Annotated in this window: 11 protein-coding genes; 9 read left to right on the forward strand and 2 right to left on the reverse strand. The window is 62.7% G+C overall.

Features of this window, described 5'->3' with window-relative positions:
- On the reverse strand, nucleotides 1–717 hold a 717-nt coding region (locus tag HUK84_RS04065), incomplete at its 3' end, for an MFS transporter (protein WP_218064201.1).
- Between the two features lie 272 nt (nucleotides 718–989).
- On the opposite strand from HUK84_RS04065, the gene HUK84_RS04070 reads away from it, so the two are divergent.
- Entirely contained in the window at nucleotides 990–2,012 is a 1,023-nt protein-coding gene (locus HUK84_RS04070) for a LysR family transcriptional regulator (protein ID WP_176639111.1), read from the forward strand.
- On the opposite strand, the gene HUK84_RS04075 is transcribed toward HUK84_RS04070, so the two are convergent.
- Entirely contained in the window at nucleotides 1,931–4,246 is a 2,316-nt protein-coding gene (locus HUK84_RS04075) for a TonB-dependent receptor (protein ID WP_317135229.1), read from the reverse strand. The genes HUK84_RS04070 and HUK84_RS04075 overlap by 82 nt on opposite strands.
- 141 nt (nucleotides 4,247–4,387) lie before the next feature.
- Between HUK84_RS04075 and HUK84_RS04080 the strand changes: the two genes are divergently transcribed.
- The 8 genes from HUK84_RS04080 to HUK84_RS04115 form a co-directional block, all read left to right on the forward strand.
- Complete coding sequence (locus HUK84_RS04080; RefSeq protein WP_246285365.1) at nucleotides 4,388–4,999, forward strand: Lrp/AsnC family transcriptional regulator; 612 nt, start codon at nucleotides 4,388–4,390, stop codon at nucleotides 4,997–4,999.
- Nucleotides 5,000–5,086: 87 nt separating this feature from the next.
- Nucleotides 5,087–5,608, forward strand: a complete 522-nt coding sequence (locus HUK84_RS04085) for a sigma-70 family RNA polymerase sigma factor (RefSeq protein ID WP_176639112.1) — start codon at nucleotides 5,087–5,089, stop codon at nucleotides 5,606–5,608.
- Nucleotides 5,609–5,641: 33 nt separating this feature from the next.
- On the forward strand, nucleotides 5,642–6,508 hold the full coding sequence (locus HUK84_RS04090) for a FecR domain-containing protein (RefSeq protein WP_176639113.1): 867 nt from the start codon (nucleotides 5,642–5,644) through the stop codon (nucleotides 6,506–6,508).
- Between the two features lie 352 nt (nucleotides 6,509–6,860).
- Complete coding sequence (locus HUK84_RS04095; RefSeq protein WP_218064202.1) at nucleotides 6,861–9,977, forward strand: TonB-dependent receptor domain-containing protein; 3,117 nt, start codon at nucleotides 6,861–6,863, stop codon at nucleotides 9,975–9,977.
- 88 nt (nucleotides 9,978–10,065) lie between these two features.
- Nucleotides 10,066–12,168 (forward strand): M13 family metallopeptidase, encoded by a 2,103-nt coding sequence (locus HUK84_RS04100; protein ID WP_246285369.1) that lies wholly within the window; start codon nucleotides 10,066–10,068, stop codon nucleotides 12,166–12,168.
- A gap of 565 nt (nucleotides 12,169–12,733) precedes the next feature.
- A complete protein-coding gene (locus HUK84_RS04105) occupies nucleotides 12,734–13,219 on the forward strand; it encodes an Lrp/AsnC family transcriptional regulator (RefSeq protein WP_246285367.1) in 486 nt (161 codons plus the stop codon).
- Between the two features lie 136 nt (nucleotides 13,220–13,355).
- On the forward strand, nucleotides 13,356–14,303 hold the full coding sequence (locus HUK84_RS04110; RefSeq protein ID WP_176639114.1) for an outer membrane protein assembly factor BamD: 948 nt from the start codon (nucleotides 13,356–13,358) through the stop codon (nucleotides 14,301–14,303).
- Nucleotides 14,304–14,343: 40 nt separating this feature from the next.
- Nucleotides 14,344–14,870: AAA family ATPase (locus HUK84_RS04115; RefSeq protein WP_176639115.1), on the forward strand; the 527-nt coding region annotated here is incomplete at its 3' end.

Here is a 14,870-nt window from a genome sequence, read left to right on the forward strand (position 1 = left end):
CGCACGCTGTTCCCGCGCCAGCCGCGCCCCCAGCGCCGCGCGCTCTTCCGCCGGCAGCCAGCCGGCCTGCTGCGGCGTGTCCGACATCGTGGCAAACCAGACGAACGCCCATACGATCGACGGCACCCCCTCGACGACGAACACGGTCCGCCAGCCCAGGCGCGACATCAGATACCCCGTGATCGCGGACATCCACAGCACCGTCACCGGATTTCCGAGAATCAGATAGGTATTCGCCCGCGACCGCTCGTCCCGCGAAAACCATTGCGTCAACAGCAGCAGCATGGCCGGGATGATCAGGCTTTCCATGCTGCCCAGCAGGAACCGATCGGCCGCCAGCAGCCAGAAATTGTCGACCAGCCCCGTCAGGGACGCCATCACGCCCCACCCCAGGATACAGACGAAGATCATCCTGGTCGGGCTGTGCCGGCGCGCATAGGCGGCGGCAGGCACCTGGAAGGCGAAATAGCCCAGAAAGAACAGCGCGGACAGCAGCGCCGCCCTGCCGGGGGAAATGCCCAGATCGTCGTTCAGCCCTGCCGTGGCGCCGAAGCCGTAATTCGTGCGGTCCAGATAGGCCAGGCTGTAGGTCACGAACACGATCGGCATGATCCGCAGCCACCGGGCGGAAACGCGCCCTGGCTGGGGCGCGCTTCGAGGCATGCTCTTCTGGGGCATGCTCTGGGGCGCGCTCTGGGGCGTGCTCTGGTTGGACATGCGAGGGTTATCCCTTTCTTGTCTTGAGGCATCGTCCGACGGCACGCTTCGGTTCCCGCCGCGATCCCCTGCCGCCTGGTCGCCGGCTTTCGAACGGCCGGGCGCCCCGCCGATGTTCATCGACGCGACCATGCTGTCCAATAATGTTTCATGATCCCCGTCATCACGTCCCGCGATCACCGACCCGTGACGCGCTGTGCAATCCGGCTTGGATAGGATGGTGGAACAGGGCCGCCCGGCCCGGCGGCACATGCGGGGATTTTTCAAACCTTATGGAAATCAGACATCTCAGGTCGTTCTGCGCGCTGGCCGAGACGCTGCATTTCGGCATGGCCGCCGACCGGCTGAACATCGTGCAGCCCGCGCTCAGCACGCATATCAAGCAGCTCGAACAGCATGTCGGCACCCGGCTCGTCGAACGCTCGCACCATCACGTTCGGCTGACCGCGGCCGGGCGCGATTTCCTGCGCCATGCGCGCGACATCCTGCACGGCATCGATCGCGCGATCGCCAGCGCACGCAATGTCGGGTCCGGCGCGGCCGGCACCCTGCGGATCGGGGCGGTGTCCTCGGCGCTGAACCTGTTCCTGGCCCACACGATCCGCGCCTTCGAGGAATCCTGCCCGGGCGTGGAAATCACGCTGCTGACCCTGGATTCCTGTCGCCAGGTCGCGGCCCTGGCGCAGGGACAGCTCGATCTCGGCTTCGTCCGCATGCCGATCGCGCGGGACAATGTCGAAATCCGCACGATCGCCTATGAAGATTTCGACGTCGTCATGGCACGCGGCCACAGCCTGTCCGGTTATGCCCGGCTGACGCCCGAAGCCCTCAGCGGCCAGACCATCCTCATGTTGTCGCGCGAGAATGCGCCCGGCTTTCACGACGCGCTATCCCGCGCATCCCACCTGCAGGACCTGCCTTCGAAGAAGATCAAATATTTCCACGAATACACAAGCGCGATCCAGATGGCCGGCGTCGGGCTGGGCGTGGCGATCGTCCCGACCTGCGCCGTCATCTCCACCGGCGACGAGATCCGCCGCGTCCCGCTCGATCTCGGCGCCCATCGCTCCGAAATCGGCGCCGCCTGGGTCGACCCGCTGCCGCCCCTGGCGGAACGCCTGCTCTCCCGCCTCGACATGGCTCGCATCGACACGGCTCGCATCGGCGGCCCGGACAACCGGGTCCGCCCATGCGACGGCGCGTCAGGACCGGGTCAGAACCGTGCGTGCAGCGAGCCGAAGATCTGGCGCGGCGCTCCCGCGAAGAGCTGCTGCGTGTCGCCCGACATGGAATAGCCGCCGATGCCGCCGACATATTGCTGATTGAACAGGTTGTAGACACCCAGGTTGAATTCAAGCGTCTCAAGATGCGGAACATGCCGGAAGCGATAATTCGCCGACAGCGTCGCCAGCCAGTAGCCGCTCACCGCCGCGTCGTTGACATACGAGATATAGCGCTTGCTCATGTAGTTGACGTTGAAGTTCAGCCGGGCATCCCCGAACGCATAGCTCGCGTTCGCCTTGTACATCCATTGCGGATAGCCCGCCTCCAGCTTGCCCGCGACCGGATAGGTCACGCCGTCGCTCGTCACGTCGCGGCCATAGGTCGATTTGTTGTAGCTGAAGCTGTTGAAGACCTCCAGGCCGGGCAGCGGCCGCACGGTCACGCCCGCATCCGCGCCCCACATATCCATGTTGCCCACGTTGATATAGGTATTGTGCGCGTTCACCAGGCTGCCGACCGTGATCGTGGCCAAGCGGTTGCGATAGTCGATGTGATAGAGATTGACCAGAACCGTCAGCCGCTTCGCGTTATAGCGATATCCCACCTCGTAGTTATAGGACGTCTCCGGCTTCAGGTTCGTCGGCATCTCGTTGACGCCCCAGGCATTGCCGCTCTGCCACGTATTGTACGTATAGGCCCGCAGGTTCTTCGCGAAATCGAAGAACAGCTCGTTTCTACCCAGGAACGTCCAGTTCAGGCTGACATGCGGCAGGAAGGCACCCGCCGTCGTCAGGCTGCCGTTGGGCAGCGTGTCCTGGCCGGTATAGGTCGGATTGTTGTAGGACGCGCCCCCCGCCGTGGTCGTCAGCATCGACTTGAAGCCCGCATGCGCGCGCAGGTTCTGCAGGATGCGATAGCTGTCTTCCAGATAATATTGGAACGTGTTCGTGTTGAACTGCATCGCATAGGCCGTGGCGAACGGATCGTCATAGGGCCCCGTTCCGCTGCGCGGCGCGCCCTGGCCCAGCACGGGCTGGCTGTAGTAACGCTGCGCCCAGCTATAGCCCACATGCTCGTACCACACCCCGCTATGCAGCGTGTGATTGCCGATTTCGTATTGCAGGGCAGCCGTCGCCCCCAGGCGTGTGACCGCGGTATGGCCCACCTGCTGGATCATCGGCGCGCCCGACGGCGACGTGACATAGGGATTCGTCCATTCGTAATCCCCGCCGGACTGGTGGTCGTACAGCACGTTGGTGAAATGCAGCCGGTCGGTCAGGTCATATTGCGTCGTAATGCCGGTCAGGTAATTCCGCTGAAGCTGCGCCCCGTCGTAATAGGACGCATCCTCCGGGTCCGACAACCTGTCATAGCCGGCCGGAAACTGCCCCAGCGCCGCCTTATAGGCCGTGGCATAGTCGGGATAGTAGTAATCGACCCGCTGGCCCAGCTTGCGGATGATCTCCAGGCTCAGGTCGCTATAGTTATATTGATCGAATTCCGAATAGTTGAAATAGCCGCTGACCTTCCCCCGCGTGCCCAGCGGCTGGACGACCTTGAAATTCGCCTGCTGCTCGAACTGATCGCCCGCGCCCTTCCACTTGCCCGCGTCGGTACGGGCATAGGCGGCGGAAAACTTCGTGCCGGTGCGGTTCAGCACCCCGCTCTCGAACCGGGCGAAGGTGCGATAGGTCCCATTGCTGCCGAAGGTCTGGGACACGTCGCCGCCCATCCTGTCGCGCGGGTCCAGCGTATAATATTGCAGCGCGCCGCCCAGGTTGGTGATGGACATGACATCCAGCGCCCCGCCCCCCTGCGACATGTTCACATGGCCGATATTGTCCTGGATCACCGCCTGGTTGATGTCCAGGCCGCTGGCATTGATGAACTGCCCGTCCCCCAGCGGGATCCCGTCGAGCGTGATGCCAAGCTGGCTCTGCGTATAGCCCCGGATATAGAACGTGTTCGCCCAGGTATCCAGGCCGAACGGGTCGTCCGAGGCAAAGCTCACCCCCGGCGTCGTGGCCGAGAGCACCTGCAGCACGCTGGTTCCCGGCACAAAGGTCTCCAGCGCCTTGCGCGTGATCGTCTGCTCCATCCCATGGGACGTATTGCGGTTCGCGGTCACGGCCAGCGATTCCGACGCGGCGACGACGGCATGGACGCGCGGTTTCGGCGCATGGGACGCCGTCGCCTTGTCCTTCGGCTTGCGCACCGGCACCGGCGCGCCATGGGCCGCAGGCAACGCAGCTAGCACCGCCAAAGATGAAACGAAGGCGTACAGAAATTTTCTTCGCGCGCTCACGGGCCGCTCCTTGCTCACGAATTCGTGTGGTGCGATATTGTCGAAATCGATACGAATTGTGCATTCATATTCCGACACAGAAATGATGGAATCATTCACTACATTTCGTCGCAATGAAGGATTTTGACGTCATCGGGAGACATGATGGAAGATGCTGCCAGGTCCGACCTCGACCGGACCGACCGTGCGATCCTGAACCACCTGGCAGCGAACGGGCGCCTGCCGATCTCGGACCTCGCCCCGCTGGTCAATCAAAGTGCGGCGACATGTTTTCGTCGGGTGCAACGCCTGGTCGAGCGCGGCGTCATCCTGCGCTTCAGCGCGATCCTCGATTCCGCCAAGGTCAGGCGCGGCGCGCTGGACATCGTGATCGACTATTACTTGGGGCTGCGGAATGGTAAGGCGTATGAGACCGGAGCCGGTGACATCACCCCGGCCAGTGATAACGGGCCGCTCGCCATAAGCGAATTTTGGAATCAAAGGGACAGTGGACAGGACCGCCTTTTCATGCCCGGCGACACCGGGTGTTCGCCGGGACACATTCCAAAAAAAAGCGGTTGGTCGAGCGGACGTGCCTCTTGCCTATTGCGGCTTCGTTATGATTGTCAGGAGAGAGCGTCGCACAGCGTTTCCGGAACCGGGGACACACGGCGCGGCGCTGGAAATCACGTGAAGACGTTACGAAGTCGATATCAAGAACGTGTGAGAAAAATTACCCTTGGAAAAAGTTTATATATCAGACAAATTCAATAATTATACGATTTGTTTTTGTATTTATGCGTGCGGGATGCGATACGATCCGGTGCCCGTCGCGTTCGGTTGGGCCGTGTGAAACCAGAGATGACCAAACACCCCCTGACGCATTCACGGCATGCAGACCCACTGGCAGGACTGTTCCAGTCGCATTTCGGCTGGCTGGCCGGGCGCGTGGCGCGTCAGCTCGGTTCCCGTAGCAAGGGGGAGGAAATCGCCTCCGAGGCGTTTGTCCGCCTTGCCGCATCCCGGCAGGCGGAAAGCTTGCGCGAGCCGCGTGCTTTTCTGCTGGTCGTGGCGCGGCGCTTGATCTCCGAGTTGAGAAGACGCAGCGTGCTGGAGGCAAGCTATCTGGACGCGCTGCGGACCGTTTCGGCGGAGACAGCGCCGAGCCCCGAGGAACATAATGAGTTCCTGCAATTGCTCCAGCGCATGGACCATGCGCTGCGCGGCGTGTCCCCCAAGGCACGCGCGGCGTTCTTCTTCTACCGAATCGACCATCTGCGCCATCAGGACATCGCCGAACGCCTCAACGTATCAGTCAGCATGGTACGGAAATATATCGATACCGCCGAACGTGCCTGTGTGGGCGTGCTGGATCGGCCTTGAGTTCCTGAATTCCTGTTCGTAATAGAAAGCATCATGGCTTCCGATCCAACACGATCCACGGACGCGCTGCAGGGCGGAGACGAGCGGTCCAACTCCGTGGACATGCAGCTTGCGCGGCTGAGCGCGGCGCTGGGTGGCCAGTCTCTAGGCGACGTTTACCTACGCCGGGTGAAACGCCGCGCGCTGCTGCGCCGGGGGCTGGGAGCGCTCGCCGGCGCAGCATGCGTGGCGGACGTGGTGGTCGGGCCGGGGCATCTGTCGGGCGATCCGCGCGCCGATATCCGCACCCGCCATGGCGAGACGCAGCAACTCGCCCTTGGAGCACGATCCACCGCAACGCTTGCGCCGTGCAGCGCCATCGCATTCGCCGCCGGCGGCGGGCGGAACGCGTTCACGCTCCTGCGTGGAACGGTTCTTGTCGAAAGCCGCCCCGACGCGGCATCGCCGTTTATCCAAGTTGCCACCCGCGCGGGCACGGTCCGTGCGTTGGCCGGCGATTTCATGGTCCGTCGCGATGACGGCCGGACGATCGTGACCACCCATGACGACATGCTGACCATTCTGCCCGCGCATGGGCCGCGCCTGACCCTGGCGGCTGGCCATGCCATCGATCTGGAGCCGAATGGACCGGGCGAACAGGCCATCGACTGGGGCCTTGCGACCTCTTGGCGCAATGGGATGCTGATCGTGGAAAACGGGACGCTTGGCGATGTGGTCGCAGGGTTGGCACCCTACTGGCGAGGTGCGCTGTACATCACGCCGCGCGCGGCGCGCATCCGGGCGAGCGGCGTATTTTCGCTGAACGATACCCGCCGTTCGCTCACGCAACTCGAGGAGATCTTCCCGGTCTCCATCCGGCATCTACCTTTCGGAGTCGTGACGATCAATTCTTTATCGTGACGATCGTCACGTAAAAAAAAGTTTCTCAGTCGGTATCACTTTGGCCGGCTCGATCCTCATCCTTTGTGACGGCCACACCGTAACGGTCCGTAACGATGAGGAAGAGATGAAGAGAAACCAGCGGCTATTCGGCATATCCACCTTTTTTCTGCTCGCGGGCTCATGTCTCGCAGGGGTCTCATCAGGCCGAGCCGCCGATATCTCCGTCAGTCAGGCGAAATCCTTCGCCTTCTCCCTGCCGCCGGGGCCGTTGGCACGAACCTTGTTGCGCATATCGGCCCAGACCGGAACTCCAATCGCGTTTTCTCCCGATCAGGTGGCAGGCAGGCAGGCGATTGCGATCAACGGCCAGATGACCGAGATGACAGCGGTCGGCCTCGCCTTGCGCGGCACCGCATTGGCCGTGGTCGCGACGCCTTCCGGCGGGTTGAAGATCGTCACGACCTTACCGCCCGCGCCGACCTCCACCCCCATACCGCGCGCGGACGCCATCAAGGCAACGAATGCAGCCGCCCTCGCCGCTCCGGATCGTACTGACGCGACATCCAACGCCGAAGCCATCGTCGTCACCGGGTCGCGCCTCGCCCATTCCGCGCTGACCGACATCATGCCGACCACAACGCTGGATGCCGAGCAACTGGCACGGCGTGGTTATACCAATGTCGGCACCGCGTTGTTGCGTGAAAACCCGGCCTATGGCGCGCCGGACAATTCCAATATGGGGACCCAAGGCAGTTATGGTGCCGGCCAGTTCTTCGCCAACATGTTCAACCTCGGCTCGCAGCGCACGCTGACGCTGGTGAACGGCATGCGCTTCGTCTCGGACGCGTCTTCCTCGATCTTCGGCGCGGTCGCGGGGTCGCCGGTCGATCTGTCCATCATCCCCACCTCGCTCATCAAGAAAGTCGAGACCGTGAGCGTCGGCGGCGCGCCCGCCTATGGGTCGGACGCGATCGCCGGCGTGCAGAACTTCATCCTCAAGAATGATTTCCAGGGCGTGGAGTTTACCGCACAGGGCGGTTTTTCCCAGAAGCTCGATGACGGATCGGCCAAGATCGCGTTTCTGGCTGGTCGGCATTTCGATCATGACCGGGGCGGCGTCGTCTTCGATCTCGAATATAACGACCAGCTTCCGCTGACCCGCTCGGCGCGGCCGCAATTCGGCGGCGGAAACAGCAATTATTTCGGGCAGAGCAACGATCCGAACAGCCCGTACCAATACGTGCTGCAACACGGGCAGCGTTATCTGGAATTCACCAATTCGGGCATTCCCATCACCTCCGATACCTACCCCACGCTCTCGGGCCGGAACCTGGGGGGGGTGACGAACGCCGCGGGACAGACGCTGATCTTCAACCCCACGGGCACCGCCCTGGTGCCGCTGACCTTCAATTCGGTCAACGGCGACCAGATTTCAGGCTCCGGCGGGAATGGCTTCAATATCGGCAACTACAATAATCTGATCGTCGGCCAGACGCGGCTGAACCTGACCACGCTGGCCCATTACGACATCACCGATCACCTGAAGGCGAAGTTCGAAGGCTGGTACCAGGATGCAAGCGCCTTCAATACGTCCGCCCAGCCGAACTACAATTCCGCCCTGTTCGGCAGCGCGATGACGGGCGCCGCCGACGGGACGCAGAGCGGCAACCTGGTGTTGAGCACCAGCAATCCATTCTTGACGCAAGCGGAACGCGCCACCATCATCTCGAACCTTGCCGCGCAGGGGGTACCGACCGACCAATTCTATCTGGCCCGCGCCAACACCGATTACGGGACCGGCGCTTTCACCACGAACACGCAGACGTTCCGTTTCGTCGGCGGTCTGAACGGGGATTTCGAGTTCGCCGGCCGTCATTTCGACTGGGATATCACCGGTACGTACGGGCGCTCGATGTCGCAGACCTATCAGCCCGTGATCGTGGCGCAGAACTTCGTCAACGCGCTGAATGCCGTGAGGCTGCCTGACGGGTCGATCGGCTGCGCGCCGGGCTATGTCAGCTCGCCGCTGCCCACCGAGAGTGCGACCTGCGCGGCGCTCAATCCGTTCGGCGTGAGCACCGCAAGCCAGTCGGCGATCGACTATGTTACCGCCATGAGCAAGACCTCGCAGACAAACAGCCAGTTCGACATCGTGGCCGAGGTGAAAAGCACCGTCGTCAAGCTGCCGGCGGGGGATGTGCGCTGGGACCTGGGCTACGAGCACAGGCGCGAGGCTACGAGCTTCAATCCGGGGGCCTTCTTCCTCGGGGAGCCCATGCCGGATGGCACCTATCAGCAATATGGCGCGTTTATTCCGGTCTCGCCTGTCGCGGGCAGCTATCATACGCACGAGGCCTTCGCCGAACTCGAGGTTCCGCTGGTTTCGCCGAAGATGCATGTCCCCGGCGTCTATGAATTCTCGGGCGACGCGGCGGCACGCTATGTCAACAACTCCATAACCGGAGGCTTCTGGACCTGGACCGCCGGAGGCACCTATGCGCCGACGCGCGACGTCCTGTTCCACGGCAATTATACCCGCTCGCTCCGCGCGCCGTCGATCACGGAACTGTTTGCACCCGATGGCTCGGTCTACGACAGCGGGAACGATCCGTGTTCGCCCCAGTTCATCACGTCCGGCCCGAATCCGGGCGTCCGGCGCGCGAATTGCGCCAAGGCGGGCGTGCCGACCAACTTCACGTCGAACATTAATAATTATACCATACTCGGCAGTTCGGGCGGAAACCCCCATCTCCAGAACGAAACGGCGGACAGCTTTACCGGCGGCGTTACCCTGCGTCCGCGCTGGGTGCGTGGGCTGACCATCAATTCCGATTTCATCGACATCAATCTGCACAATGAGATCCAGTCGCTCGACATCACCCAGATCATGGACGCGTGCTACGATTCGCCGAACTTTCCGAATGCCTACTGCTCGGCCTTCACGCGGGATTCATCCGGCCAGATTACCAATTTCCACGAGGGATATTACAATATCGCAAACCAGCACGTGCGCGGCGTGCAGTCCAAGCTGGATTACTTCCTGACGCTCGAGGATATCGGGCTGGGTCCGCAATCCGGCGCGGTCGAGATGACCGTCAATTACATGCATTACGTCTTCAACAACCAGACGCTGCTCAGCCAGACTTATGCGCAGGTCGGCGACACCAGCAACCCGCGCGACAATTTCACGACCAATATCAATTATTTCCGCGGTCCACTCATGCTGCAGTGGCAAATGATCTACTACGGCAAGAGCCGTTACAAGCTGAACGTCGCCCCGAACACCTATTCCATCAACGACTTCAAGCAATATTTCATGTTCAACACGACCATCGGCTATACTTTTCTCAAGCATTATGTGGCGAACCTGAATATCAACAACGTGTTCGATGCGAAACCGCAATATCCCTATATCGGCTCGACCTCGCGCTATTTCGACGGCATCATCGGACGCTCGTTCATGCTGACGGTCCAGGCGAATTTCTAAGCGCGGGCATGCGCGTCCCGCGCCGGAACGACCATCCCATACAATTCGGCGCGCCGCGGTGCGCCAGGAGGAAATCGATTTGATCCTCATGAAGCAATACGGCATCGCAGAGCGCCGTGGTGGAATTGCGATGCTGGGCACGGCCTGCCTGGCCGGGATGCTGGCCACCGGAGGTGCAACGGCCGCCACTGTGGCGGTTCCAGCGACGCCGGGCGCGTCGGCTGCGCACCTGGGAACCTGGGGGCTCGACCTGTCCGGGCGCAACCTTTCGGTGCAGCCGGGAAATGATTTCTTCGGCTATGCCAATGGTACTTATGTCGAGCACCTGGTCATTCCGCCGGACCGGGCGAGCTGGGGGCCGTTCAACGAACTCGCCGAACTGTCGCGTACGCGGGTGCAGGCGATCCTGAACGACGTGTCGTCGCAGGCGCAGGCAAATCCGACGACGATCGAAGGCAAGCTCGGGACGTTCTATGCCTCATTCATGGACGAGGCGGCCGTCGAGGCATCGGGTGCGGCGCCATTGGCGGCCGACCTGGCCGCGATCCGTGCCGTGCATGATGCCGCGTCCTTCGCTGCCCTCGCCGGGTCGGCCCAGGAAACGTTTCAGGCATCGCCGTTCTCGCTCATGATCCAGCCCGATGCGAAGGACCCCACGCGGTATTCGCTCAACCTGGACCAAGCAGGTCTGGGGATGCCGGATCGGGATTATTACATCAAACCGTCCTTCGCCGCGAAGAAGACCGCGTATCGGGCCTATGTCGAGACAATGCTCGGCCTGATCGGGTGGCCGGACGCGAAGCAGGCGGCATCGGACATCGTCGCGCTGGAAACGGTCATCGCAAAGGCTCACTGGGCGCGCGAAGCGATGCGCGATCCCGAAAAGAGCTACAATCCCCGCACCGTCGAACAACTCGGGAAGGACGCGCCCGGTTTCGACTGGGCGATCTGGCTGCAGGCGGCGGGCATTCCGACGGCGGGTCTCACGCAGCGTGTCGTGATCGCCGGCGAGCCCAGTGCGATCACCGGGGAGGCGAAAATCCTCGGTGCGACGGATATCGCGACGCTACGCGCGTGGTTGGCCTTCCATCTGGCGGACAATGCGGCGCCCAACCTGTCGAAATCGTTCGTCGACGCATGGTTCGCGTTCAACGACAAGACGCTATCCGGCCAGCCGCAACTGCCCGTGCGCTGGAAGCGGGCGGTGGGCGCGACGAGTTCCGCGATGGGATGGGCGATCGGCCGGGTTTATGTCTCGCGCTATTTCCCACCGGACAACAAGATGCAGATGGGTCATCTGACGGATGAGTTGAAGACCGCCTTTCGTGTCCGTCTTCAGCATAATAGCTGGATGGAGCCGGCGACGCGTGCCGCTGCGTTGCGCAAGCTGGAGAATTTTACCATCCAGATCGGCTATCCCACCAAGTGGCGCGATTATGACGCGCTGACAATCCGCAAGGGCGACGTGTATGGCAATGCCACGCGCGCGATTGCCTTTGAATGGCGATACTGGCTGGAGCATCTGGGCAAGCCGGTCGATCGCGACGAGTGGGACATGACGCCGCAAATTGTAAATGCCTACAATATGCCCATGTTCGACGAGGTCGTGTTCCCAGCCGCGATCCTTCAGCCGCCCTTCTTCAACCCTAAGGCCGATCCGGCCGTCAATTATGGCGCCATCGGCGGCGTGATCGGGCATGAGATGACCCATTCCTTCGACGACGAGGGGCGCAAGTTCGACGAGCATGGGCGGCTGCGCGACTGGTGGACCAAGGCGGACGCGGCGCGGTTCCAGAAACTTGCCGACCGGCTAGGTGCGCAGTTCGACGCATTCGTGGTTCTGCCGGGCGTGCATGTGAACGGAAAGCTGACAATGGGCGAGAATATCGCCGATCTGGGCGGGCTGACGCTGGCGCTGGATGCCTATCATGCCTCGCTACACGGCAAGCCGGCACCGGTGATCGACGGACTGACGGGCGACCAGCGCGTGTTCCTGGGCTGGGCGCAGGTGTGGCGCGAGAAAGTGCGGGACGACGCCCTGCGCCAGCAAATCGTGGTCGATCCGCATTCGCCGCCGGTCGCGCGCGTCAACATGCCGATGCATAATATCGATGCATGGTATGACGCATGGGGCGTCGTGGCGGGACAGAAGCTTTATCTGAAGCCGGAAGACCGCGTGAAGATCTGGTGACGGCCAAGCCGGCCGGGGACAGGACCGGCCGAAACGGTGCTGTCAGGTCGGCCGTGTGGAGCAATCCTCGCCCGTTCAAACGATCTCGTTTGAACGGACTCAGCTTCCGCGGCCGGCGCATGCGCGTCGCAGGGCATTTGACCCGAAACCGGATCAATGATTGCAGACAGGCTGCGTTCGCGCATGTTTCGAATCGCCGTGCTTACCCAAGTCTACGGCAACGGTATCAGTACGATCGGCGTCCTGCGGACGCCCCAGCGCCTTCGGCCTATGATCTGCTGGATCAGCTTGCGGGCGCTGGACCGCATGCCCTGTTCCTCAAAGGCCTCGCAAGCCGCACCGCGGCCTGTGCTACGGCTATGACGTGGTGAAGCGTGAAAACTCTGATCTCGGACGGCCTCTCAGAAATTTTCTTCGCGCTCACGGGTCGCTCCTTGCTCACGAATTCGTGTGGTGCGATATTGTCGAAATCGATACGAATTGTGCATTCATATTCCGACACAGAAATGACGAAATCATTCACTACATTTCGTCGCGCTGAAGGATTTTGACGTCATCGGGAGACATGATGGAAGATGCTGCCAGGTCCGACCTCGACCGGACCGACCGTGCGATCCTGAACCACCTGGCAGCGAACGGGCGCCTGCCGATCTCGGACCTCGCCCCGCTGGTCAATCAAAGTGCGGCGACATGTTTTCGCCGGGTGCAACGCCTGGTCGAACGCGGCGTCATCCTGCGCTTCAGCGCGATCCTCGATTCCGCCAAGGTCGGGCGCGGCGCGCTGGTCCTGGTGGGCGTCAATCTCGACTCGCTGGACAAGGCGAACATCCTCGCCTTCGAAAGCGCGGTCCGCGCGCTGGACATCGTGATCGACTGCTACCTGGTCTCGGGGGAATACGATTATTTCCTCAAGATCCGCGTCGCCGACATCTACCGCTTCAATGCGATCCACAGCGACTATCTCGTCTCGCTGCCCGGCATCAACCGCACGCGCACCTTCATCTGCCTCAAGGAGGTGATCGACCGGCACGAACCCGCGCTCGATTTCTGATCCGCCTCCAATCCGAAACGCCCCGCCCTTGCCCCGTCCCGCGCCGTATCCCCCCTCATTCGCCGCGAAAACGACGCCATGGCCTTCACCATGGCCCGGCGCATGATATAAGGCAGACCGAACTGGAAGAGCCGGCATGTCACTGCACACCATTCGCACCCGTTTCGCTGCTTGTCCCACCGGCCCCCGCGCCGCCCGGTACGCCGCGCTCGCCCTGATGCTGTCGCTCGCGGCCTGCGGCGGCGACAAGAAGGCGATCAGCGACATGCAGGCGCATGTCCCCCCGGCCGACACACTCTACAATAACGGCATCGACGCCCTGCACAGCCAGCGCTACGCCCTGGCCGCCGCGGAATTCGAGGCCCTGCAGCAGAACTATCCCTATTCCGGTTATGTCGCGAACGCCCAGCTCATGGAAGGCTACGCGAACTACCTCCAGGACAAATATCCCGAGGCTGTGCAGCAGCTCGATCGCTTCCTCGAACTGCACCCCACCAGCCCCGACGCCGCCTATGCCTTCTATCTCCGCGCGCTCTGCTATTATGAACAGGTCTCCGACATACGGCGCGACCAGCAGGGCACGATCGAGGCGATGAACGCGCTGGAAGAGGTCATCACCCGCTTCCCGCAATCGCCCTACGCCCGCGACGCGCAGCTCAAGATCGATCTCTGCCGCGACCACCTGGCCGGCAAGGAAATGCTGGTCGGCCGCTTCTATCAGCAGCAGCGGAATTACGAGGCCGCGGTCAATCGCTACCAGCGCGTGGTGCAGGATTTCCAGACCACCAACCACGTGCCCGAGGCCCTGGAACGGCTGGTCGAGGTCTATCTCGATCTCGGCCTGACCGATCAGGCCCGCCGCACCGCCTCGGTCCTGTCCTACAACTACCCCGGCAGCCAGTGGTACCGCTACAGCTACGACATGCTGCGCAGCAAGCATCTGCTGGCCGCCAACACCCCGCTGCCCGGCTCGGTCCCCGACACGGCCCAGGCTCCGTCCGATGCCGGCACGCCGGACCACAAGGCCCCGCCGCCGCCGTCCCGCCGCGGCTTCTTCTCGCGCACCTGGCACGCGATCTTCTGACCCATCGCTCCGATACCGCTATCCGGCGCGGGCCCGATGCATGCTGACCCATCTCGCCATCCGTGACGTCGTCCTGATCGAACGGCTGGACCTGCCCTTCTCCCCCGGGCTGACGGTGCTGACCGGCGAGACCGGGGCAGGCAAATCCATCCTGCTCGACAGTCTTGGCCTTACCCTGGGCGACCGGGCCAGCGCCGGCCTGGTCCGCGCCGGCGCCGAGCAGGCCAGCGTCACAGCCTGCTTCGAACTGGCCTCCGACCACCCGCTGCACGGCGTCCTGGCCGAACAGGGCATCCTGATCGACGATCCGCGCGACCCCCTGGTGCTGCGCCGCCTGGTCGCCACCGACGGCCGCTCCCGCGCCTATATCAACGACCAGCCGGTGGGCGTGGCCCTGCTGCGCCGCGCCGCCGGCCTGCTGGTCGAAATCCAGGGCCAGCACGAACAGATGGGCCTGGCCGACCAGTCGACCCATCTCGACCTGCTCGACGCGTTCGACGTGCCGCCCGCCCTGCGGGCCGACACCGCCGACACCTACCGCGCCTGGATGGAGGCCACGGCCGAACT

The organism is Nguyenibacter vanlangensis, from assembly GCF_013376155.1.
GTDB classification, from domain to species: Bacteria; Pseudomonadota; Alphaproteobacteria; order Acetobacterales; family Acetobacteraceae; genus Gluconacetobacter; species Gluconacetobacter vanlangensis.